The 21,978-nt window shown below is 42.6% G+C and carries 21 protein-coding genes, 1 tRNA gene and 1 pseudogene; 15 read left to right on the forward strand and 8 right to left on the reverse strand.

What is annotated here, in order from left to right; translation table 11 throughout:
- Nucleotides 1-46: 46 nt before the first annotated feature.
- The 3 genes from AC0L6R_RS18645 (at nucleotide 47) to AC0L6R_RS18655 (ending at nucleotide 3,874) form a co-directional block, all read left to right on the forward strand.
- Nucleotides 47-1,090, forward strand: coding sequence for an aldose epimerase family protein (locus AC0L6R_RS18645; RefSeq protein ID WP_473272586.1), 1,044 nt, complete (start codon nucleotides 47-49; stop codon nucleotides 1,088-1,090).
- 33 nt (nucleotides 1,091-1,123) lie between these two features.
- Entirely contained in the window at nucleotides 1,124-2,137 is a 1,014-nt protein-coding gene (locus tag AC0L6R_RS18650) for an L-rhamnose/proton symporter RhaT (RefSeq protein ID WP_473272587.1), read from the forward strand.
- Nucleotides 2,138-2,299: 162 nt separating this feature from the next.
- Complete coding sequence (locus tag AC0L6R_RS18655; RefSeq protein WP_473272588.1) at nucleotides 2,300-3,874, forward strand: sulfatase family protein; 1,575 nt, start codon at nucleotides 2,300-2,302, stop codon at nucleotides 3,872-3,874.
- Between the two features lie 38 nt (nucleotides 3,875-3,912).
- Here the strand turns inward: AC0L6R_RS18655 and AC0L6R_RS18660 are convergent, their stop codons facing one another.
- Nucleotides 3,913-4,755 carry an AraC family transcriptional regulator gene (locus AC0L6R_RS18660; protein WP_473272589.1) on the reverse strand — a complete coding sequence of 281 codons (843 nt, stop codon included), beginning with the start codon at nucleotides 4,753-4,755 and terminating at the stop codon, nucleotides 3,913-3,915.
- A gap of 173 nt (nucleotides 4,756-4,928) precedes the next feature.
- Here AC0L6R_RS18660 and AC0L6R_RS18665 point away from each other — a divergent pair, with 173 nt between their 5' ends.
- From AC0L6R_RS18665 to AC0L6R_RS18705, 9 genes are all read left to right on the forward strand, one after another.
- Entirely contained in the window at nucleotides 4,929-6,092 is a 1,164-nt protein-coding gene (locus AC0L6R_RS18665) for a cytochrome P450 (protein ID WP_473272590.1), read from the forward strand.
- A gap of 4 nt (nucleotides 6,093-6,096) precedes the next feature.
- Nucleotides 6,097-6,405 carry a 2Fe-2S iron-sulfur cluster-binding protein gene (locus AC0L6R_RS18670; RefSeq protein WP_283412747.1) on the forward strand — a complete coding sequence of 103 codons (309 nt, stop codon included), beginning with the start codon at nucleotides 6,097-6,099 and terminating at the stop codon, nucleotides 6,403-6,405.
- Nucleotides 6,402-7,658, forward strand: coding sequence for an NAD(P)/FAD-dependent oxidoreductase (locus AC0L6R_RS18675; RefSeq protein WP_473272591.1), 1,257 nt, complete (start codon nucleotides 6,402-6,404; stop codon nucleotides 7,656-7,658). The genes AC0L6R_RS18670 and AC0L6R_RS18675 overlap by 4 nt, the downstream gene beginning before the upstream one ends.
- Nucleotides 7,659-7,691: 33 nt before the next feature.
- The gene (locus AC0L6R_RS18680; RefSeq protein WP_473272592.1) at nucleotides 7,692-8,810 is read left to right on the forward strand and encodes a Zn-dependent alcohol dehydrogenase; all 1,119 of its coding nucleotides are present in this window, start codon (nucleotides 7,692-7,694) and stop codon (nucleotides 8,808-8,810) included.
- Nucleotides 8,811-8,819: 9 nt separating this feature from the next.
- Nucleotides 8,820-9,053: a hypothetical protein gene (locus AC0L6R_RS18685; RefSeq protein ID WP_473272593.1), complete on the forward strand. Its 234-nt coding sequence runs from the start codon at nucleotides 8,820-8,822 to the stop codon at nucleotides 9,051-9,053.
- Complete coding sequence (locus AC0L6R_RS18690) at nucleotides 9,050-9,622, forward strand: alpha/beta hydrolase (protein ID WP_473272595.1); 573 nt, start codon at nucleotides 9,050-9,052, stop codon at nucleotides 9,620-9,622. The genes AC0L6R_RS18685 and AC0L6R_RS18690 overlap by 4 nt, the downstream gene beginning before the upstream one ends.
- Nucleotides 9,623-9,638: 16 nt before the next feature.
- Nucleotides 9,639-10,682 carry a family 16 glycosylhydrolase gene (locus AC0L6R_RS18695; RefSeq protein WP_473272596.1) on the forward strand — a complete coding sequence of 348 codons (1,044 nt, stop codon included), beginning with the start codon at nucleotides 9,639-9,641 and terminating at the stop codon, nucleotides 10,680-10,682.
- 213 nt (nucleotides 10,683-10,895) lie between these two features.
- Nucleotides 10,896-11,246 carry a hypothetical protein gene (locus AC0L6R_RS18700; RefSeq protein WP_473272597.1) on the forward strand — a complete coding sequence of 117 codons (351 nt, stop codon included), beginning with the start codon at nucleotides 10,896-10,898 and terminating at the stop codon, nucleotides 11,244-11,246.
- Nucleotides 11,213-11,839, forward strand: a complete 627-nt coding sequence (locus AC0L6R_RS18705; protein ID WP_473272598.1) for a glycoside hydrolase family protein — start codon at nucleotides 11,213-11,215, stop codon at nucleotides 11,837-11,839. Before AC0L6R_RS18700 ends, AC0L6R_RS18705 begins: the two co-directional genes overlap by 34 nt.
- Before the next feature lie 235 nt (nucleotides 11,840-12,074).
- On the opposite strand, the gene AC0L6R_RS18710 is transcribed toward AC0L6R_RS18705, so the two are convergent.
- The 5 genes from AC0L6R_RS18710 to AC0L6R_RS18730 form a co-directional block, all read right to left on the reverse strand.
- Nucleotides 12,075-12,689 carry a siderophore-interacting protein gene (locus AC0L6R_RS18710; RefSeq protein ID WP_473272599.1) on the reverse strand — a complete coding sequence of 205 codons (615 nt, stop codon included), beginning with the start codon at nucleotides 12,687-12,689 and terminating at the stop codon, nucleotides 12,075-12,077.
- Between the two features lie 138 nt (nucleotides 12,690-12,827).
- Nucleotides 12,828-13,466 (reverse strand): NAD(P)H-binding protein, encoded by a 639-nt coding sequence (locus AC0L6R_RS18715; RefSeq protein ID WP_473272600.1) that lies wholly within the window; start codon nucleotides 13,464-13,466, stop codon nucleotides 12,828-12,830.
- Nucleotides 13,459-13,683, reverse strand: coding sequence for an NAD(P)H-binding protein (locus AC0L6R_RS18720; RefSeq protein WP_473272601.1), 225 nt, complete (start codon nucleotides 13,681-13,683; stop codon nucleotides 13,459-13,461). Before AC0L6R_RS18720 ends, AC0L6R_RS18715 begins: the two co-directional genes overlap by 8 nt.
- Before the next feature lie 145 nt (nucleotides 13,684-13,828).
- Nucleotides 13,829-14,317, reverse strand: a complete 489-nt coding sequence (locus tag AC0L6R_RS18725) for a helix-turn-helix domain-containing protein (protein WP_473272602.1) — start codon at nucleotides 14,315-14,317, stop codon at nucleotides 13,829-13,831.
- Nucleotides 14,318-15,043: 726 nt separating this feature from the next.
- Nucleotides 15,044-15,135, reverse strand: a tRNA-Ser gene (locus tag AC0L6R_RS18730).
- Between the two features lie 303 nt (nucleotides 15,136-15,438).
- On the opposite strand from AC0L6R_RS18730, the gene AC0L6R_RS18735 reads away from it, so the two are divergent.
- Entirely contained in the window at nucleotides 15,439-15,693 is a 255-nt protein-coding gene (locus AC0L6R_RS18735) for a hypothetical protein (protein ID WP_473272603.1), read from the forward strand.
- A 43-nt stretch (nucleotides 15,694-15,736) separates the two neighbouring features.
- Here the strand turns inward: AC0L6R_RS18735 and AC0L6R_RS18740 are convergent, their stop codons facing one another.
- A complete protein-coding gene (locus tag AC0L6R_RS18740) occupies nucleotides 15,737-16,987 on the reverse strand; it encodes an S-adenosylmethionine:tRNA ribosyltransferase-isomerase (RefSeq protein ID WP_473272604.1) in 1,251 nt (416 codons plus the stop codon).
- A gap of 31 nt (nucleotides 16,988-17,018) precedes the next feature.
- On the opposite strand from AC0L6R_RS18740, the gene AC0L6R_RS18745 reads away from it, so the two are divergent.
- The gene (locus AC0L6R_RS18745) at nucleotides 17,019-18,101 is read left to right on the forward strand and encodes an o-succinylbenzoate synthase (protein WP_473272605.1); all 1,083 of its coding nucleotides are present in this window, start codon (nucleotides 17,019-17,021) and stop codon (nucleotides 18,099-18,101) included.
- Here the strand turns inward: AC0L6R_RS18745 and AC0L6R_RS18750 are convergent.
- Nucleotides 18,098-19,015 (reverse strand): lactonase family protein, encoded by a 918-nt coding sequence (locus AC0L6R_RS18750; RefSeq protein ID WP_473272606.1) that lies wholly within the window; start codon nucleotides 19,013-19,015, stop codon nucleotides 18,098-18,100. The genes AC0L6R_RS18745 and AC0L6R_RS18750 overlap by 4 nt on opposite strands.
- A gap of 397 nt (nucleotides 19,016-19,412) precedes the next feature.
- Between AC0L6R_RS18750 and AC0L6R_RS18755 the strand changes: the two are divergent.
- Nucleotides 19,413-21,948: pseudogene (locus AC0L6R_RS18755) on the forward strand (phosphoenolpyruvate carboxylase).
- Nucleotides 21,949-21,978 lie beyond the last annotated feature (30 nt).

Raw genomic sequence — 21,978 nt, forward strand, 5'->3', positions numbered from 1 at the left:
TGACTGGGAAAAACTCAGCCCTTATTTACATGCTTAACCGAAGTTTATGAAACCGACAGAAACTGACTTTGGCCGGATAGGAGATGCGACCATCACGCTATTTACCCTGAGCAATTCAAATGGAATGCAGGTGAAAATAATGAATTATGGAGCTACAATCACATCGGTTCAGGTGCCTGATCGAGATGGCAACCTGACCGAGATTGCCTGTGGATTTGATTCCTTGGAGGGCTATTTTTCTGAGAATTATAAGGCTAATTCCCCGTATTTCGGCGCAACTATAGGTCGCTATTGCTCTCACATCAAGGATGCAAAATTCAGTTTGAATGGCAAAGATTATCAGCTCGCAGGTAATGGTGGAGGGAATAACCTTCATGGAGGTACGGTCGGATTCGATAAGAAAATATGGTCCGCCAAAGTAGTGGAGGATTCACCCGATTCATCTCTGGAGATGAACTTACTGAGTGAGGATATGGAGGAAGGTTTCCCTGGCAATGTAGCGGTCAAAGTTCTTTTTTCCTTGAATGAATCCAATGAACTCAGTATACGCTACCAAGCCAAGACAGATGCACCTACGCCATTGGCCGTCACCAATCATACTTACTTCAATCTAAGTGGTTTCAAGAATAACATTCTTGGGCACAGTGCTCAGATCTCAGCAAGTCGCCGCTTGGCTATGGATGCTACAGGAGCGGTGACAGGTTATGTGATTGATTTGGAAAAGCAACCCGATAATTTAAGTCAAGCCAAGATAATAGCCGAGGTGCATCAGGAAATGAATGATGGTTTTGAGCATTACTATGTATTTGATAAGCCTGTTTTCAAATTTGAGAAAGTAGCTGAAATCACCTGTGCCGAGACAGGTATCTCTTTGGATATCACTACCGATGAGCCGGGGATGCTTTTCTATACGGGAAAATATACCTGCGATTCCTTGCGCCGGGAAAGCGGACATGCATTCGGAAAATTTCGTGGATTTTGCTGCGAGACCCATCGATTTCCCAATGGTCCAAACCTCCCCGGCCTTGCGGGCACTATCCTGAACCCTGGCGAAGAGTTCGACTCCATGACCAAGTACAGTTTTCACTAATTCTATAATAATTCAACCCAAAATTCAACCAAAATGACTGAAGGAGTTTTATTGGCAATCACCGCCGGCGTTATGCTTGGTCTGTACGCTTTGCCAGAGAAGTTTACCAAAGGTTTCACCTATGAAAATACCTGGAGCCTTTTCTTTTTATTGACCATGTTTGTAGTGCCTATCGTGGCCTCAGTTCTATTGATAGATGGTTTCGGTCAGATTTTCGGAGAGATGCCCGCAGAACTCTGGCTAAAAATGGGCTTAGCAAGCTTCCTTTGGGGGATCGGAGTGATGATGTGGAGCAAAGCTATCAATCACATCGGGCTTTCACTGGGATTCTCAATCTTTATTGGTACTGTCATTTTTATCGGTTCTCTGATTCCATTTGCCGTGGATGGCTTGCCCGATAAAGAGTCTTTGATTCTGATTCTGATCGGTATATTGGTTGTGCTTTTTGGTGTTATTCTCAAAGGAAAAGCTGGTTTGATCCGTGAGAAAGACGAGGCTTTGGCAAACATAAACAACCTGACTGTAGACACCAAAGGCTCTATGGCAACAGGGATACTGATCGCTGTAATTGGAGGTTTGTTAGCGACAGGATTTAGCTATGCGAATGCTGTGGGGAGACCCTATTTACACGAAGCAAGCCAAGCGCAGGGAAATGCAGATTGGGTGACAGCAGTGGCGGTTATGTTTCCGATTTTTATAAGTGGTGGTGTCGTGATGGCGGCATACTTTGGTTATCATTTATCCAAAAAGAAAGCATGGTCTGCGTTCAAGACTCCTTCATTTAGCAAGAATTTCATTTTGATTCTAATCATGGCCGTCTTCCATTATGCGGCTTCAGCACTGTTTGCCTTTGCAGCTTTCAAACTGGGAGAATCTGGAAATACGGTAGGTTATGCGATCTACAATACTTCCTGCGTAGTCACTGCGATACTAAGTGGGATCATCACCAAAGAGTGGATTTCAGCTTCGCCAAAGTCTAAGAAACTGCTTTACGCCGGAGTGGCCTGTATGGTGATAGGAATAGTGGTGATCGCAATGGGGAATTAGAATTTTCTTTTAATCAGTAATTAAATCAAAATCCCTTTGCTGGAAAAGCTGGAAGATGGGTGATCTAAGTGCCCTCAAAAGCAGGCGTTTGTCTTAAATCAGTTGCTATAATTCTTTCGCTAGGGAAAAACTTAGATTGTTCATTTAATTAAACATACAGCTATGATTAGACCCTATTTAGCCTTCCTTTTTCTGCTTATCGCCTCCGTTTCGCCGGCGCAAAATAAAAAGCAACCCAACATTATTTACATCATGTCCGATGATCATACCACCCAAGCTGTAGGAGTTTACGGAGGGAGATTGGCGACGTTAAATCCTACACCTAACTTAGATTATTTGGCCGGTCAAGGGATGCGGTTTGATCGGGTTTTTGCTACCAATTCGATCTGCACGCCAAGCAGAGCCACGATCATGACGGGGCAGTATCCCCAAACCAATGGGGTGCTGGATTTGGATGGCGAGCTGGCTCCAGCTAATCAATATCTGCCGCAGGAGTTGAGCAAATTGGGCTATTCGACTGCGATCATCGGAAAGTGGCATCTGAAGCAAGAGCCTGCCGCTTTTGACTACTATGAAGTGCTAGACTCTCAAGGAGAGTATTTTGACCCATATCTCATGACCAAAACAAATGGGGCTTGGCCGAATAATAAGATCCAGTACGAAGGTCATTCCTCGGATGTAATTACCGATAGGACTTTAGCATACCTACAGCAAAGAGATAAAACAAAGCCTTTCTTTCTGATGCATCATTACAAAGCGCCTCACGACATGTTCGAATACGCGCCTCGATATGAGGAATATTTGGAGGATGTGGAAATACCAGAACCTGCCAGTTTGTATAGTCAGCCTTACTATGGATCTGATGCCACGGTGGGCAACTTAGGAAAGCTAAAGCCGGTAATCGGGACTTCTGTGTCTGATCGGCATATCTTGCGCAACTACGTGGAGACTTTTGTAAACGATACCGTTCGAGGATTAGAAGGCACTCATCTTGCCTATCAAGAATATCTAAAAAAGTACCTGCGCTGCGTCAAAGGTGTGGATGATAATTTGGGACGCCTATTTGATTATCTGAAAGCAGAGGGCTTGTGGGAAAATACCGTGATCATCTACACCGGTGACCAGGGCATGATGCTGGGAGAGCATGACTTGATAGACAAACGTTGGATGCTGGAAGAGTCAATGCGAATGCCCTTTATCGTTCACTATCCTAAGCTTGTGAAGGCAAACTCCAGCAGTAAGTTATTGATCAATAATACCGACTTTGCGCCAACTATGATCAGCTTAGCGGGTGGGGAAGTTCCCTCGTATATGCAGGGGAAATCTTTTGCCAACACGCTGGCGGGCAAGACTGAGACGGATTGGAGGGGAGCGACCTACTACCGCTATTGGATGCACATGATCCATCATTGGGTTCCGGCGCATTTTGGGATCCGAACCGATCGCTACAAACTGATCTTTTACTATGCCAAGCACTACCTGCCGGAGTCGGATTGGAAGAATTTTTATTGGGAAGGTCAGCTCCGGAGTCTGGGGTATGATACTCCAGTAGCCTGGGAACTCTATGACCTGGAAAACGATCCCAATGAATTGCACAATCGGTATAATGATCCGGCTTATAAGGACATCGTAGCCAAGCTGAAAGCAGATATACTTGCGGAAAGAAAAGCATTGAATGAGACGGATGCCAAGTATCCTGAGATCCAAAAAGTGATAGATGAGCACTGGGAGGATTGATAGGCTTGTGTGGATGATTTGAAAAAAATCGTCTCTGATCAACGAATAGCAAGATGTTGCTTTCTATACCTCGCCGGAGTGAGTTGATAGGATTGGTGAAATTTTTTGTGGAAAAAGGGAAGAGATTCAAACCCACAAGAATACGAAATCTGTGCAATGGAATAATCCGAATCCAAAAGCAAACGCGCGGCGATATTCACCCGATATTCATTGAGAAAGGTGAAAAATGACCTGCCCATCATTTTGGTGAAAAACCGGGAAAAGGACTGCTCGGACATATTGATCAGTTCGGAAAGCTCCCGGAGATAAATCTTTCTTCCATAGTTTTCTGCTACGAAATCATGGATTTTGGCCATACGAGAACCATATTCTGAGGGAAGATTGTCGATGAAACTTGCCTCAGAGAGTGATTTAAAGTGACAATCCGTCAATCGCTGGAGAAGAGAAAGCAATTGAGTGTATTGTTCTGGAGCAGTGAGTTCCGGAAGCTTTTTGAAAAGTGGAATTAGCTCAGAGACATCGGCTTTCTCGAAGATGATTCCTTTAGAGGCAGTCTTCAACAGCTGGTGAATAGCTTTCAGTTCAGGGATTTCAGGGTAAATACCTACATTCCATTGCACCACATAGGAGATTGCTAAGTCGGTTTCGTGAACGCTATTTCTCCAGCAATGAGGGAGATTCGAGCGAAGCAGCACAAGTTCTCCGGGCTCGTAGGACCCTACATAATCTCCGATGAACTTGGTGCCGACGCTTTGCTCTATATAGGTGAGTTCATGTTTTGGATGGAAGTGCCAAGGAGTTTCGAAGCTTGGTTTCGCAAAGCAAAAGCTCTGAATTGACCTCAAACTACCGAGAGGAATGGGTTCCAATATGGGTTTCATCGTAACATGGATTTGTTCATGAAAATATTCTATTTGGTCTGAAACTACGTGATTTTTTCCAATAGTCGACAGGATAGATAACTTATCTGTCAAAAACGACTATTTATCTCAATAGAAAAAACCTGATACTCTGTAGAGTTGATTACGGATGAAGAAACCCAAAACCTGAACAAATGAAAACAAGCACTTTTCCTGATCCCTTTGAAACAGCCAGAAAAGAAGATGGCGTTCTTGAAATAGACGATCAGAATGACAAGGTCACGATGTTGCTGCGGCACAAAGATGTGCGGAAGACAGCGCATAATTACAAGAGTTTTACTTCAGAGACTCAGCCTGGGAGAATCGCGGTTCCTTCGGAAGTTACCATTCGGGACACGCGACAGATACCCTTTGAGGTAGATCCGCCGAAGCATGGAGCATACCGAGCCTTGATCGAACCTTGGTTTAGACGTCCTTTGGATCCAGCATATCAAGATGAACTAACCGCTCAGATTGAGTCAATCGTCGCGGACGCGCTTTGTAAGCAGATCGTTGAGATTGTGGAAGACTTTGCTCTGCCACTCCAATCCAAGGCCTTGACGCTTCTGCTCAATACCCCTCTTGAGGAGTCCGAGACTTGGATTTCTTGGGGTACACACGTTTTCCGTAGTGAGGGAGAAGCACTCGATGGAGACAAGGCGAATGTGCTATATGACTATATCGACGCACAACTCGATCGGACAATTGCGCAGCCCGGTGAGGATTTATATTCGGTTTTGCTCAATTCAGAAGTTGAGGGAAAGAAACTGACCAAAGAGGAAGCCAAGGGTGTGATGGTTTTGACTTTCGCAGGAGGCAGGGACACAGTGATCAATGCGGTGACCAATGCGATCGCATACTTTGCCGATCACCCCGAGGGGCTGGCGCGCTTGCGCCAAGAACCAGAGCTGATCGGGAATGCGGTGGAGGAAATGATCCGATATTTTTCGCCCCTGACGCAAATGGGAAGAGAAGTCACGGAAGAGACACAGGTCTGTGAGCATGCGATCAAAGCGAAAAGCCGGGTTTCACTTTGTTGGGCTTCTGCAAATCGAGACGAAGGGGTTTTCGAAAATCCCAACGAAATCGTGCTGGATCGGAAGGTCAATCCACATGTTGGCTTCGGCTTTAGTCACCACAACTGTCTGGGTGCTACTCATTCAAGACAAATCATGCGGATCCTGCTTTCTACACTTTCGCATCAAATAGGAAAAATTGAAATTCTGAGTTCAGAAGACAATATAGAAGACTGGAAGCAGTATAGGCGTAAGGTTGGCTATCATCAACTTACTGTAAAACTCAGTCCACTAAACAAGTAATCCCATGGCAAAAATCACTTTTATTACAAGAGACAAACAATCTATTACACTCGAAGGCAATGCCGGTTCAGCGATGGCGCTGGCAGTAGCAAACGGCGTCACAGGCATCGATGGCGACTGCGGGGGCGTTTGCTCCTGCGCGACCTGTCACGTGTATCTTAGTCCTGAGGGTTTGGAAAGGGCGGGAGCAGCTAGCGAGATAGAAACTGATATGCTCGAATTGGATGACAATGCCAATGAGTTTAGCCGACTTTGTTGTCAGATAGAAATCTCAGATGCCATTGATGGATTGGTTTTAAACGTGGCTAGGTGAGTCCTGAATTGAAAGAGGCCTCATTTTCACGTTGCGTGGTAGTCGGTGCTAGTCATGCGGGCGTGAATTTCGCTTTCGCCCTGCGCAAAGAAGGTTGGCTAGGAGAGATCGTGCTGATTGACTCCGATCCACAGCTTCCCTATCATCGCCCACCACTTTCTAAAACCTATTTGCAAAGCACAGAGGAGAGCGGCTATACCTTGCTGAAAGCGGAAGATAGCTATGCTAAGGAAGGAATCGAGCTGAGGTTGGGCCTGAAAGTGAACTCGATTGATCGCGAGGGGAAGACGATTGTCCTGCACGATGAAAGCTCTTTATCCTATGATAAATTAGTCTTAGCGACAGGAGCGAGGCCGATTATTCCGGCTATTGTGGGGATTCAAGAAGCATCCAATGTTTTTCCGCTACGGACGGCCTCAGACGTCAAGAAAATCCGGGAGGTGCTTAGTCGCACACCAAACCCCAAGGTAGTGGTTATCGGGGGTGGATACATTGGCTTAGAGACCGCTGCTTCGCTCAAAAAATTGGGGGCCTCAGTTTCTGTCTTGGAGCGGGAAGCCCGAATCCTTTCCCGGATCACGACCTCTGAAATGTCAGACTTTTTTGCGCAGCTACATGCAGAAAACGGGGTAGAAATCTTCACCAATAAAAACATCACTGCCATCGAGAGCACGGACCATATCGCTGAAGTAATATGCTCAGATGGAGCACGATTTCCCGCTGATTTAATCGTGGTGGGTGTCGGCATTCATGTCAATACTGAGTTGGCTGCAGGTGCGGGTTTGGAAGTATCAAACGGCATTCATGTAGATGCTCATGGCCAAACCAATGACTCGAATATATATGCGATCGGGGATTGCACCTACCATCACAATATCCATTTCGATCGTTTTGTTCGCTTGGAATGTGTTCAAAATGCCGTCGATCAGGCGAAAATAGCAGCGGCTGCTATCGCTGGCAAGGCAATCGCATACGACGCTATTCCTTGGTTTTGGTCAGATCAGTATGATGTCAAATTGCAGATCGTAGGTCTATCGGAAGGCTTCACAGAGCTTGTTTTCCGCAGGGAAGAAGGCGATAGAAGTTTCTCAGTCTGGTATTTCCAAGGGGAAAAGTTGCTTGCAGTGGATGCTGTGAATCATGCCAAAGCCTATGTCTGGGGAACAAAGTTTATAAAAACTAGACAATTACTAGACAAAGCGAAACTCCAAGATTCTAAGCTGGAATTTAAGGCTGCAATCATCTTAGCTTAACAGAGTCATTAGACAATTTTAAATAAACCCATTATGTCAATTTCTTCTAAAAGTGCGGTAGCAATGGGCGACGGCACTTTTATCATCAGCCCAGTGACGCTTTCTGATCCTCAGGAAGACGAGGTCTTGGTAAAGATGAAAGCCGCTGGGCTTTGTCATACAGATTATGATTCCCTCACTTGGGGCAAGCCCATCGTGATGGGACATGAAGGTGCGGGTATAGTCGAGAACGTAGGCTCTGCAGTGAAACGTGTGCAGGTAGGAGATCAGGTGATCTTGAATTGGGCTACACCCTGCATGCAATGTTTTCAATGTCAGGAAGGTCATCAGCATATCTGCGAAAACAATTCGCCTGTAGTAGCAGGGGAAAATGGACATACGCCCGGTCATGCCAATCTTGCCAGTACGCAGTGGAATGGAAAAAGCATCGAGCGTTCTTTTAACCTAGGCACACTCAGCGAGTATGCCTTAGTCAAGGAATCAGCAGTGGTCAAGGTCAGTGAGAAAGATCTTAATTTCTCCGCGGCAAGTATTGTGAGTTGCGGGGTGATGACGGGATATGGATCGGTGGTCAATGCTGCCAAGCTTAAGGCTGGAAGTTCTGCAGTGATCTTGGGATGCGGAGGCGTTGGCCTGAACGTGATCAATGCCTGTAAAATTTCCGGTGCCTCCCGGATCATCGCGATAGACGTGAATCCTAACAAGCTAGAGTTCGCGAGGGAATTTGGAGCGACAGATTTGATTCTGGCAGAAAAGGATGATACGGGACTATTGACAGCTGCGGAACAAGTAAAAGAGCTTTTGGGTGGAAGAGGGGCGGATTATGCTTTTGAATGCACTGCTATTCCGGCTTTGGGTGCTGCGCCATTGGCCATGGTGAGGAATGCCGGAACGGCCGTCCAAGTCAGTGGCATAGAAGAGGAAATCAGTATTGATATGAGACTTTTTGAATGGGACAAGATCTACATCAATCCACTTTACGGCAAATGCCGGCCTCAACTAGATTTTCCAAAAATCATCCAGCTCTATAAAAAAGGAGAGCTAAAGCTGGATCAGATGATCACTCGAGAATACGACTTGGAAGACTTACAGCAGGCATTTGATGATATGCTTACTGGAAAGAATGCCAAAGGAGTTATTGTTTTCCCCTAAATCAAATCGATGAGCAGTTTCAGAACAATTGAATTATCAGACGAGAAATTTGAGCAGGATGGATTACGCTTTCTCACCGTGAAAACTCCGAACCTGAAAGGGCGAGGGGATATATGTCTTTTTGTACCGGATGTACTCGAAGGCATGACTGATTTGCCGATCTACATCTTGCTGCATGGGGTGTATGGTAGTGCGTGGGTTTGGGCCATGAAAGGCGGGCGCATCATACGGCTAAGCGAATGATGGAGTCCGGAGAGATCCGACCTGCAATTATCGTGATGCCATCGGATGGACTTTGGGGAGATGGATCTGGGTACCTGAGGCATAGGATAAAGGACTTTGCGCAGTGGATCGTCTCCGATGTACCCAGGGCTGTCTATGAAAATATCTCTCAGGCCAGCGAAAACTCACCCTTATGCATCACAGGACTGTCGATGGGAGGATATGGTGCCTTGCGATTGGGCGCTGAGTTTCCTGATCAATTCAAAGCTATCTCTGCACACAGTGCGATTACCAAATTTTCTGAAATGGGAGATTTTGTGGAGGAGCCGCTAGACTCATTCGACTTGATGAGTCAGGAGATGGATGTGATAGCTAGTGTAAGCAAGAATACAGCTAAGCTTCCTCCTATGAGGTTTGACTGTGGCAAATCAGATGAACTCATTGAAGGGAATCGATTGCTGCACACGCAGCTGCTTGAATTGGGAGTGACGCATGAATACGAGGAGTTAGAAGGAGGACACGAGTGGACGTATTGGCAGAGTCACTTGGAGCGCTCACTTCGATTTTTTGATCAAACTAGTTTTAAATAAACCAACGATAAATAAAATGAAATTCACCTTGAATAACGCTTTTTCCTTGATCTCAGCCGGGATTTTGGGGTCTATGATCGCATTGATCAGTTGCTCAAATGGAGGGATAGATGATGATATTCTCGACCCTGAACAAAAACCGGATAGCATTCCCGTAGTAGAAACTAATTGGAAGACTATACCTGTACCAGCCAATCCAGGAGAAAATATGGAATGGGAATTCCAGGAATTTTCAGATGATTTTGAGTACTTGGCACCAGCAGCAAACAAAGGCGTTCAATTCTCTGACAAATGGGATGATTTTTACCATAATTCCTGGGCAGGCCCAGGGCTTACCGAATGGAAACGAGATCACGTACAGGTGAAGGATGGGCAATTGCAGCTGCGTTCTTCCAGAAAAGAAGGTACTGCCCTGATAAATCAAGGATGTGTTACAGGCAAAACCCGCGTGCAGTATCCGGTGTATGTGGAGGCTTATGCCAAGGTGATGAACTCCACTTTGGCCTCCGATGTATGGTTGTTGAGTCCTGATGACACACAGGAAATAGATATTGTGGAGGCCTATGGAGGACAGTTCTCAGAGAGTGCGGGGGCAGCGCATACTTGGTATGAAAAGCGAATTCACATTAGTCATCACGTTTTCATCCGTAACCCATTTGCTGATTATCAGCCAACCGACGCAGGAAGCTGGTACTATGACGGCAGTACGATTTGGAGGGAAGAATACCATCGATACGGAGTTTACTGGCGAGACCCATGGCATCTGGAGTATTACATTGATGGGAAGCTGGTGAGGACAGTTACAGGGAAGGATATGATTGACCCTAATTTTTATACGAATAGCGAAGATCCAGGCAATACCGCAAAGGATACCCGAACTGGCTTGAGTAAGGAAATGGACATCATTATTAACACCGAAGATCAGACCTGGAGATCTACGCCGGCTTCGGGCAAAAAATCAGATACCTACACTCCTACAGATAGCGAATTGGCAAAGACCGAAGATCACACGTTTAAAGTGGATTGGATTCGTATTTTCAAACCAGTGTTGAAAAATTGAGAGTTTGCTTTACCCTTACTAACTGGCGTGAGCCGAGATTATAAATACATTAGACAGCATTCCTAATACTCTCAAAAATAACTAAAATGAAATTTCGAAGAATCATTTTTCTCTTTGTGGTTGTCATGACTACAACTTTAACAGGTTTTGCCCAAGAAGAAACTGCCACGAAGGCCTCCTTTTCTTTTACCTAAAGAAAAACCCGACTTCCCTTTGAGTAAGGCAATGGAAAGGAATTACGATGCATATCCAGCAGCACGGCCTGAGGAGAACGAGCTTTATACTCAGTTCAAGTATACTGAACTGAAGGGCTTTGACTACAATGGACATGATGGCACCATCTCTAGACGCGACCCTTCCAAAGTGATTTTTGTTAACGGCAAATATTACGTCTGGTATACTTATAGAAACACTCCTGTATCTCCCAAGGTCCAGAAAAATCAAACGATACCATTCCTTCATCAGATTGGGATCTTTCAGAGATTTGGTATGCTACAAGTAAGGATGGCATTCAATGGGAAGAGCAAGGAGTGGCGGTTCCAAGGGCACCAAAGCCACAGATAGGCTGGAGGTCTGTAACTACTACTGATATTTTGCTATGGGAAGGGAAGTATTATTTATACTATCAGGGGTTTATGGAAGCTAGTGGCAAAAGAGGAGATGATTGTCCGGTGGCAGTTTCATATGCAGATTCTCCAGATGGACACTGGACAGCTTATAATGAAATAGTCATTCCCAATGGAGATGAAGGGGACTGGGATCAATATTCTATTCATGATCCTCAACCCATTGTCCACAACGGCAAGATCTATTTGTATTACAAATCTGATTTTGATGGAGATCCAAATTTAGTTCGGATGCAAGGATTAGCTATTGCTGAGCATCCATTGGGGCCATTTAAGAAACATCCCTTGAATCCCGTGATTAATTCAGGGCACGAGACTACTTTGTTTCCCTTCAAGGAAGGAATAGCAGCGCTCGTGATCAAAGATGGGAATGAACACTTCACTATTCAATATGCAGAAGATGGAGTTAATTTTGATATTGCCGCTATCACTAACCTTATGCCCACTGCCGCCGGGCCTTATATGCCTGATGCTTTTATTAATACTTCCTATGGAAAAGGAATTGCAGCGGGGGATCTCACATATCACTAATGCGACAAACTGGGAGCAAAATCACGCTATTTTACTGAGGTTTGATTGTGATCTTAGCTTAGATATTCATGATCCAGAAATGAAAAAACATAATTACTATTATAAACCAGAATTCTATTACCAACATGGATTAAGCAAGAAGCAGATGCAGAGAATACAAGAAGAAAATGAGGCCCTTATAAAGGGTAATTAGTTCTTACTATTATCGTCGTTTCCCTTTTGGGTTTAGCTTTCGTTATTTATTCCAATCCTTTTTGTCGGGATTCCAAAAAGGTTTGGTTTTGATAAATTTGGTTTCCCAGTTCAATTCATTCCTGAAAAACTGGTTAAGTGCTACACAAACTCTGCTATCTCCAGCTATGTAAACGATCTTTTTGCCTGTCATGTCTGCTAACAGTTCTTTTGCCTTATGAATAAGCTCTTGAGAAGGATTATGTGGTAGACTGTAAAAATCAAATGGAGCTTGGCCGTCAATGTCAGAGAACAGATCATCTGTGTCCGAACTGTAAATGATACCTTTCACTTTCTTATTTGGGAGGTTACGATTGATCATATAAAGATGTGCCAGGGCACTCAGGTCACCGATCATCAAGTAGCTATCCGCGGAGTCATCGACTAAGAAATTGCCTTTCTTCCATTTGAAATAAATTTCGTCACCAATGGTGCAGTCTTCAGCCCATTTTGATCCTATTCCATTACTATGTGTAGCAACAGCCAAATCAATGATATCTTGTGACGTATCAATATTCCAAACGCTATAACTTCTTACTTTATCTTTTACAGAAGTGCCTTCCTTATCCAGTCCTACTGCTAAGCGGATAAAATGCCCAGGGACGAAATCAGCTTCCAAATTCCTTTGCTTTCCAGACGGATAAGAAAAGCCGAATCTGAAAGTCTTCTTTTTCTACAATAGTCGCCTTTTGCAGCACGACCTTTTTCAAAATACTATCAATTATTCCCATAATGTATTATAGCTCAGAAGTCAAATCTATCGGGATTGATTTTTAAAGGAACTTATCATCTCGATGGTGGATAGGTGTGGTCTTCCCGCTACCTTTTCAAAATCCGTCGCGACATCATTTGCTCCTTTTCTAATCCCTTCATAAATCCCTGCAATTATTGTCCCCATGAAATCGCCAAGTGCTGCCTTTCTGTCATTCTCGTACGTTTTTACACCGATAGGTACATACTTTAGACTAGTGTTGTATACTTGATTGATTCCCTCTGCTAATTCAGATTGTGTAATTGGGCTGCCTGCAAGATTGTACACCTGTCCGTTAAGATTTTCATTCAAAAGCATTTGAGTATAAGCATAAGCCAATTCACTTCTGCTGGTATAAGCACATTTCCCATCCCCGGCACAATTACTGATTTCACCAGCTTTGATATAGTTATCCAGATATTCTAAATCCGGTTGAATATAGATTCCATTTCTTCCGATTACCCAAACTAATCCGGATTCTTGTACATCGATTTCTGTTTGACGGTTACTTTTTACTACTGGGCTAAAGGAAGTGTTTTCTTCTGCACCAATTATGCTCGTATAGACAATCTTCTTTACACCGTTTAGTTTCGCAGCATTTATTACATTTCTATGCTGTTGAATCCTTTCACGGGGATCATCCATGCCGGAGGATTAATACCAAAGTCTCAACTCCTTCAAGGGAATTTTTTAGTGAATCAGGGTCGCTGTAATCACCCTCGCGTATTTCTACTCCTAAGTGTTGGGCTTTTTCTGGAGTTCTGGCTAAGCCTATCACGTTTTGGCTTCCGATTGCTATCGTGAGCTCCTGTATTATGGAAGTTCCCAGCTTTCCACTGGCTGCTGTTACTGCGATTTTCATAGGTTTTTCTTAATACGAGCTTACACTATCGTTAACTGAAAAGCAACTCTCGTTCACATTGAACTTCATACCATACAAAGCTAGAGTAAAACCGGTCCCTAGAGCAAGGTGAATCAGTTACAGAAAATGGTAAATATGAAACCATCTACAGTTTTAGGGTTGATTTAAAGTCTTTTGGGCTCTGGTTAGTATGCTTTTTAAAGAACTTCGTAAAATTAGTTACTTCATCAAAACCTACTTCAAATGCAATTTCTTTCAAACTTTTATCGGTGCTAAGGATTGCTCGTTTTATCTCCAAAAGAACATAATGATCGATAAAAGCTTTGGCTGTAGCTCGAGTGAAATTCTTGACAATAGTGTTCAGATGCTTGGGGGAGACTGAAAGCTTTGCGGCATAATCTTTCACATTTCGAGTAGTTCTGAAACCTTCCTCAACCAAGTTTTTAAACTGAAAGAATAATAAATATTGATTCGTTTTGGTAGTGGAAATTGGATTTTGGGAAACACGCTCTAGCTTAAGTAAAAATAATTCCAGAATCTTGGCTAGAATATTCTGTTGCACATGCCCGTTTTCATAGGCCTGCTCTCCAGTTACCTCCTCAATAAAAGACTCACTAAATGAAATATTCTCCACAAGGGGATCAGAAAGGTGGTAATTGTAAAGATGGGAAATGGATTCTATGGAAGATTTTGAAAAGTAAGTCAGAATAAACTCCTCTTTAAAAATGACTAAAAAGCCTGAATAGCTGGCGTTTTCTTGAAAAGCATGTACCTGACCTTTCGCTATTTTTAATACCGAGCCTTTTTTAAAGCGAAATTTTTCAAATCTACCTGGTGAGTTCCGATTCCCTCGGTGACTATAAGCAAAGCGAAAAAGTTGATTCGATGTGGCTTTCTGGGATTATGATTTAATTCTTTTTCGTTCTTAGAATAGACTTCAGATGCTTTAAGCAAATCAAAGCTCAGAGAATTGGCATTGCCTCGGAATGTAATATTGGGTATGTCAAACAAGGAATTAGTGATTCGACGGTTTCAGTGAAATTCTCAAAATTTAATTGATTCTGTACAAACATTAGGACAAAAACAATGTGGGGATTATGGATGGCTTGGGAATAAAATCTCTAGATGGCTTTACCTTCATGACGTACGAATATTTCGGTTTGAGAGCGTTTTTCGGTGGAAATTCTTTTCGATAAGAACAACTAAAGACCGTTTGTGAGTAATTGCTTTAAGAGCAAGGAAGTTTAAAAAAAGAGAGCTCCGCCGATTTACAGATTAAAGCTAAATCAAAACCGATTAGCCACTGATCAAGAAAAACAAAACCCTAACGATCAATATTTCAGATAGTTAGGGTTTGTAGTGGTAGAGAGTGGGGGATTCGAACCCCCGGTACGCTTTGACACGTACGACAGTTTAGCAAACTGCTGGTTTAAGCCACTCACCCAACTCTCTAGATAATTATACTTGGCTTTGTTTTCGATTTACAAATTCATCCGTTCAATGAAATTTTGGAACTTTGGTTGATTTTCTCTCCCAGCTCCATCATGTAAAGCGATGCAAATATAAGCCAATTGATCACACTTTAACAAATCATTAATGGATAGGATTTCTAGGATCAGATCTTTTTGTCTAATGATCTGAAAATCAAATAAAATAATTTAGCATCTTGCTAGTCGAAATATGAAAAATACCCTGTATAGGGTATAGATTTAATATATTCCAAAGCTAAATTTGTATATCATTAACATGCCAACTATGATAATCCAAACGACTTCAGCGAATTTTATGATTGAGAAAAGTGAAAAGAAAGATGGATGTGTATCTATTCGTTCAAATTCTCAAGATGAATTAAATCGATTTTTTGGGTCCCTAGAAATTAATGTAACGGAGGACCTGTATTATGCATATGAAGTTCTTTCCTGTAAACAAGAATTCGCAAATGCCATGATTCTAATGGTGAAGGAGATTGATTATTCTGAATTTGCGGAGTTCAGTCTTCAAACAGCTTAGAGCTATTTTTTGATTCAATAATAATTAAGGAGCACGGACATCCTTAAGCTATCCAAAGTAAACTACTGTCTCCATAGCTCAGGAATCTGTAGTCACTAGCCAAAGCTTCTCCATAAACTCGCTTCCAGTCCTCTCCGAGGATGGCTGCAATTAGTAAAACAAGCGTAGAACCTGGCTGATGGAAGTTGGTGATTAGCCCTTTCACAATCTTAAATTCATATCCAGGGAAAATAAAAATCTCTGTGGTTCCCATGATTGTTTGCATTCCTTTTTCTTTCATGAGCTCAAGTATCGCTTCATAAGCTTTTTGTGCCGAAGGCAAACTTTCTCTATTTTCATAGGGAAAAAGCTTCTCAATTTTCAATTCATCTCCTTTTCCTTCAAGTAATTTTACTCCATACCAATACAGGGTCTCTAAAGTTCGCACTGAGGTAGTCCCTACAGTCACCACATTTCCAAGATTCAACAGAATCTTTTCTATCGTTTCCCGGTTGACATGAATCTGTTCACTATGCATCGGGTGCTCAGTAACCTGGCTTGCTTTTATAGGTTGGAAAGTACCCGCGCTCACATGAAGTGTTACTTGAGCTTCTTTGATTCCTTTCTCCCGTAGTTTTTCAAGAATCTCAGGAGTGAAATGCAAGCCGGCTGTTGGAGCAGCGACTGCGCCTTCTTTCACCGAATAAACCGTCTGATATCGGGATTTATCTTCGTCAATAGGCTTTCGATTCAAATAGGGCGGAAGAGGGACTTCTCCGCTCGCTTCTACTACATCTACAAATGCTACATCGGCGTTATCCCAAGAGAATTCTACTCTGCGACTTTCCCGGTCGATTAATTTTGCAAAAAGATTGATTGCGCTTCCTTGAAATGGGATTTGACCTTTTAGGATTTCTCCATCCTTCCACTTTTTAGAATTTCCTATCATCGTTTCCCAGATCACCGGATGCTTAGCCAGCATGATCTCTGGAATTACAGTCGTGGGTGAAATTGGCTGAAGTAAAAAGATTTCGATGCGTGCTCCAGTTTCCCGTTGAAAAATTAAGCGGGCAGGAATCACCTTGGTGTCATTATAGACAAGTAGCGTGTCTGAAGGAAGTAAGTCCACGATATTGGAAAAATTCAAATGCGAAATTTGCCCGTCTTTATAATGTAAAAGCTTCGATGCATCACGCTTTTCCAAAGGGAACTTCGCGATTTTTTCCTCGGGTAATGTATATTCGTAATCGCGTAAATCAATTGCTGGGATTTGCATATGGTCTCTAATTCTGCCTGCAAATATAGCCCAAGTCATTTCAACTACCTTCCAAAACCTTTCTTTATCGATGCATAGCACATCTAAGATCACTTTTGAATACCTGAAACGAACACTGATTTTTAAGTTTGATGCGGGAACATCCAGAGGTATTTTGAAGAAAAAGGACGTGTTTTGGATAAAAGCCTTTTATCCAGATCAGCCAGAGATTGCTGGCTGGGGGGAAGCTGCGCCCCTCGTGAAATTAAGTCTGGATGACCGTCCGGATTTTGAGAATATATTACAGCAGACTCTTGAGCAGATGGCAACTATCGCATGGAGTCAAAATGAAAACGAAGTGCTCAGCCAAGTTGGACAATTAATTCCTGTCTATTTACCCAGCATAAAATTCGGTTTAGAAACAGCAATTCTCGATCTTATCAATGGAGGAAAAAAGAAGATCCTAGGTCAGGATTTTTTTGAAGGAAATAGAACTATTCCAATCAATGGATTGATATGGATGGGAGAAAAAGATTTTATGCTTGAACAGATCAATGAAAAGTTTGAGCAAGGTTTTGATTGCATCAAAATGAAAATTGGAGCAATAGATTTTCAGCAGGAATTGGAGCTTCTTTCTTACATCAGAAAACGATATTCAAAAGATCAAATCACACTTCGGGTAGATGCAAATGGCGCTTTTTCGCCTGAGGAGGCTCTAGCTAAACTATATGAATTAGCGGAGTTTGATCTGCACAGCATAGAGCAACCTATAGCAGCGGGGAATTGGGAGGCAATGAGAAAGCTTTGCGAAGCTACTCCACTACCAATTGCACTGGATGAGGAATTGATTGGTGTGGAAAATAAAGGTGAATTATTAGACGCAATTCGGCCTCAGCATATTATTCTAAAGCCAACCTTGCTAGGAGGGATCTTAGAAACCAAAGAATGGATAACGCTTGCTGAAGAGCGTAATATTGGCTGGTGGATGACTTCTGCCTTGGAAAGCAATATTGGTTTAAATGCTATCGCACAACTTGCTGATAGTTTGGGAGCTTCGATTCCACAAGGTCTGGGCACAGGAAAATTGTATCAAAATAACCTGAAATCTCCACTCGAAATCGATCAAGGTCATATTCGCTACAATTCCCAGATTGTTTGGGAGCAACCTTCTTAGTCACCTAGTCTAAATAGGTATACGGGGCTATGTACACTTACTTTCCAATCCGTTTGTGTCAGCATTCCTGTTTCCTCGTCTCTTTCAAAAACAACAATATCATCACTTGCCTGATGTGCTGCAAGCAGGTATTTGCCATCAGATGTTAGATTGAAGTTTCTAGGCATGATACCTCCTGATGTTGTTTGCTGTATCAGCCAATAATTCCCATCATCTTTTTTAGCGAAAACCGAAAGGCTATTAGCGTCTCCACGATTGGATACATAGATGTTTTTTCCGTCTGAAGAAAGTCGGACTTCAGCGGCTCCCACAGCTCCTTCATAATCATCAGCAATCAATGAAATGCGCTGTTTTAGAATTATTTTTCCTTTATCAAAATTGAGAATATCTAGGGCTGCTGTCATCTCCTGAACAAGCATGATCTCTTTTCCATCTGCAGAAAAAACTAAGTGTCTCGGCCCATCTCCGGGGGTTACTTTATAGGCATTGTTCAGCGTCACAGGCTCAGGAGAATTTGCATCAAAATTATAAACATATACCTCATCAGTTCCTAAGTCTGCCACAAGTAAGTATTTGCCATCCGGACTAAACACGGTGCTGTGTACATGTGGCGCGCTTTGTCTACCTTTATTAACACTGCTTCCTTCATGTTGAATGGACTGTAGATGGCTTAAATCACCTTTTTCATCAACTTTATATACGCTAAAATTTCCGCCGCTGTAGTTGGCGGCAGTCAGGAATTTTTCATTTGGAGAAAGAGCCAAATAACACGGATGATCTCCAAAGCTCGGTAATTCACTTATTTTCGAAAGTGTTGGCTTGTCAGTGCTACGATTCAGGCTAATAATATTTCCGCCTGGAACATTGTCTATTTCCTCTAAAGTAAAGACCTTGTCTCCGGCTGAGTTTGCCACAACAAATGAAGGTCCTTAGGATTCCTGGAAAAATCGTTCTGATTTCTAATTTGTTTTCCGAAGGAGTAAAATCGAGTTGATTGAGTCCCTGACTAGCATCGTCAGTATAGGTGCCTACCAGAAAGGAGTACGTCATAGGTGTTTCTATTATTTCAGTTGATTTTTCCGTATTACAGGAGAAAGAGATGGCGAGTATGACTGCCGCTAAAAGTGATCGTTGCATAACCGAAAGATATTGAATTATATGAAATGATGGTTTTGTGTTTTTATCGGAAAATTGAGCTTTTGATTGCTAAAAAGTAAGAGAATGAGATTATTTGTTAATGAAAACACAATAGTTATTTCAGTTTTTAGAATTTTTACTAATTTGCTTAACCATTAAAACGGAAGATGAATAATGTATAAAACCTATGATACCCAAGTAGCCAAGCGCTTCACCATTTACAACAGTTTATTTTTAGATCTTCCCTTCAATGACATCTACCGTACCGGAACTCTACTTCCGATTTTAGGTACAGCATGTCAAAATGGTTTCCAAAAAGGGTTGACGCCCAAGGAAATTATTGCAGGGTTTTTCGATGAATTGATGCCGGATTCTACTGCAGAGCAGCAATCTGATTTGCTGTTTCAGATGATTCAGTACGTGGAGCGTCAAGTTGTTTTGTTTGACTCCATCGAGGATGGCTGCTTATGAGAAAATCCATGATCTGAAAGGTAAAGGAACGATCAAAGCTTTGGTCGATAGAACTGATAATGACAATAAGCGCGAAGAGCTGATTGAAAAGTTGAAAACTTTCTCGGTTCGTCTCACACTTACTGCCCATCCTACACAGTTTGTCCTGGCAATGTCCTGGCAATAACACTTCACCTGATCTGGAGAATGCCATCCGTACAGATGATTTAGGTAAGATCAATTCACTGTTACAGCAACTTGGGAAAACAGGCTTCACTAAGCGTGAAAAACCAACTCCATACGATGAAGCAGTAAGCTTAATCTGGTTCCTCGAAAACATATTCTACGAGAGCATTTCGGACATCATGGTGCGTTTACTTGGATCATTGGATATTCCACTTCACGATTGGGATAATCCAGGTCTGCTTAAAGTCGGATTTTGGCCAGGAGGAGATAGAGATGGTAATCCATTTGTGACGCACGAGATCACTAAGCAAGTAGCAGCTCGCTTGAAAAAATGGGTTATAAAATGCTATTACAAAGATGTTCGTAAGGTGCGAGAAGACTTACTTCAAGCATGTTGAAGAGATATTGATAAAAATTGAGCGTGGTCTTTACTCCACTCTTTTTGAAAATAATCCTGTTTATCAAACTAAAGACCAATTGCTAGCAGATTTGCCTGCAAGAGAGGGCTTGATCAAATACCACGAAGGACTATTCTTGGATGTTTTGGATCAGTTTATTCTTAAAGTAAAGATCTTTGGTTTCCATTTCGCATGCATGGACATGCGTCAGGATAGCCGCAAGCACGATGCATTGATTGAAGAGATATTTGCACTTCAAGGAAAGGAACTTCAGGGTACAGAAGATGAGCAAATCGCTCAGATCATGAACCTTACTGAACTGCCAGAAATCGATTCTTTGCGGGATGAATTCAACCAAGAGATATTGAAGTCCATGGGTGTGATTGACTCAATTCAGCAGGAGAGTGGAGAGGAAATCATGAATAGATACATAATTTCCAATTGTCAATCCAGAAAGCACCTCCTTGAAGTATTTAAATTAAATAAATTATCGCTGGGTAAAGGCAAGGAAAATATGCCTTTGGATATTGTCCCTCTTTTCGAGACGATTGATGATTTGGCGGAAGCGCCAGAGATCATGACCAGTCTTTACAACATGCCTGAGTACAAAAAGCATTTGGAGTTTAGAGGAAATAAGCAAACGATTATGCTTGGCTTCTCAGATGGTACCAAAGATGGTGGGTATTTACAAGCCAACTGGTCTATTTTGAGAGCAAAAGAGGAAATGACCAGAGTTTCCAGAGAGAATGGCATCGAAGTCGTCTTCTTCGACGGTAGAGGCGGACCTCCTGCACGTGGAGGAGGAAATATGCATAATTTCTATGCTTCTCTAGGTGAAAAAGTGGAGAACTCTGAGAGTCCAGGTTACGATTCAAGGTCAGACGATTTCTGCTAATTACGGTAAGCAGGCTTCTTGTACTTATAACTTTGAACAACTGCTGAGTGCAGGCTTGGAAAATCACCTATATGGTGGAGCTGACAAGAATCTAAATACAGAGCAGCGTGCTTTGATCGACGAATTGGCTGGCGAGGCTTATGAGTCCTATAAAAAATTCAAGAGTCATCCGAAGTTCGTTCCATACCTGGAGCATGTAACTCCGCTGAAGTATTTTGGGATGACCAATATCGGTTCCAGACCATTAAAAAGAGGTAAGGGTGAAGGCTTGAAATTTGAAGATCTTCGTGCCATTCCATTCGTGGGTTCATGGGCGCAAATGAAACAAAATATTCCAGGTTTCTATGGAGTGGGAGCGGCAGTGGAAGTCTTGGAAAAAAAAGGGAAACTGGGTGAATTGAAAGCTCTGTACAATGACAGTCTTTTCTTCAGAGCCCTTCTTGGCAACTCCATGCAGTCATTGACCAAGTGTTTCTATCCAGCCACAGCTTATTTGAAGCAGGATAAAAACTACGGGGAATTCTGGGAGATCATGTACGATGAATACTTGAGGTCCATCGAAAAACTCAAAGAAGTTTCTTCCATGGATGAATTGATGGGAGATAATAAAGTGATCAAGAAGTCAATCGAGATTCGTGAGCGAATCGTATTACCATTGATTACAGTGCAGCAATACGCCATTCAGCAAATCCTTGAAACAGGTAAATCGACAGATGTGCTTCAAAAGCTAATCTTGAGAAGTATGTTCGGAATTATCAATGCGGCTAGAAACGCGGCATAAATTTATTTAAGCATAGATGAATAAGCCCGA

It is taken from the genome of Algoriphagus sp. 10J20-15 (assembly GCF_055809615.1).

What these genes read in the sequence shown, in the direction of transcription:
- AC0L6R_RS18650 (WP_473272587.1), top strand. Translation starts at nt 1,124, where the DNA reads ATGACTGAAGGAGTTTTATTGGCAATCACCGCCGGCGTTATGCTTGGT.
- AC0L6R_RS18645 (WP_473272586.1), top strand. Translation starts at nt 47, where the DNA reads ATGAAACCGACAGAAACTGACTTTGGCCGGATAGGAGATGCGACCATC.
- AC0L6R_RS18715 (WP_473272600.1), bottom strand. Translation starts at nt 13,466, where the DNA reads ATGGATGATCCCCGTGAAAGGATTCAACAGCATAGAAATGTAATAAAT.
- AC0L6R_RS18665 (WP_473272590.1), top strand. Translation starts at nt 4,929, where the DNA reads ATGAAAACAAGCACTTTTCCTGATCCCTTTGAAACAGCCAGAAAAGAA.
- AC0L6R_RS18670 (WP_283412747.1), top strand. Translation starts at nt 6,097, where the DNA reads ATGGCAAAAATCACTTTTATTACAAGAGACAAACAATCTATTACACTC.
- AC0L6R_RS18680 (WP_473272592.1), top strand. Translation starts at nt 7,692, where the DNA reads ATGTCAATTTCTTCTAAAAGTGCGGTAGCAATGGGCGACGGCACTTTT.
- AC0L6R_RS18660 (WP_473272589.1), bottom strand. Translation starts at nt 4,755, where the DNA reads ATGAAACCCATATTGGAACCCATTCCTCTCGGTAGTTTGAGGTCAATT.
- AC0L6R_RS18690 (WP_473272595.1), top strand. Translation starts at nt 9,050, where the DNA reads ATGATGGAGTCCGGAGAGATCCGACCTGCAATTATCGTGATGCCATCG.
- AC0L6R_RS18695 (WP_473272596.1), top strand. Translation starts at nt 9,639, where the DNA reads ATGAAATTCACCTTGAATAACGCTTTTTCCTTGATCTCAGCCGGGATT.
- AC0L6R_RS18685 (WP_473272593.1), top strand. Translation starts at nt 8,820, where the DNA reads ATGAGCAGTTTCAGAACAATTGAATTATCAGACGAGAAATTTGAGCAG.
- AC0L6R_RS18735 (WP_473272603.1), top strand. Translation starts at nt 15,439, where the DNA reads ATGATAATCCAAACGACTTCAGCGAATTTTATGATTGAGAAAAGTGAA.
- AC0L6R_RS18745 (WP_473272605.1), top strand. Translation starts at nt 17,019, where the DNA reads ATGCATAGCACATCTAAGATCACTTTTGAATACCTGAAACGAACACTG.
- AC0L6R_RS18720 (WP_473272601.1), bottom strand. Translation starts at nt 13,683, where the DNA reads ATGAAAATCGCAGTAACAGCAGCCAGTGGAAAGCTGGGAACTTCCATA.
- AC0L6R_RS18655 (WP_473272588.1), top strand. Translation starts at nt 2,300, where the DNA reads ATGATTAGACCCTATTTAGCCTTCCTTTTTCTGCTTATCGCCTCCGTT.
- AC0L6R_RS18740 (WP_473272604.1), bottom strand. Translation starts at nt 16,987, where the DNA reads ATGACTTGGGCTATATTTGCAGGCAGAATTAGAGACCATATGCAAATC.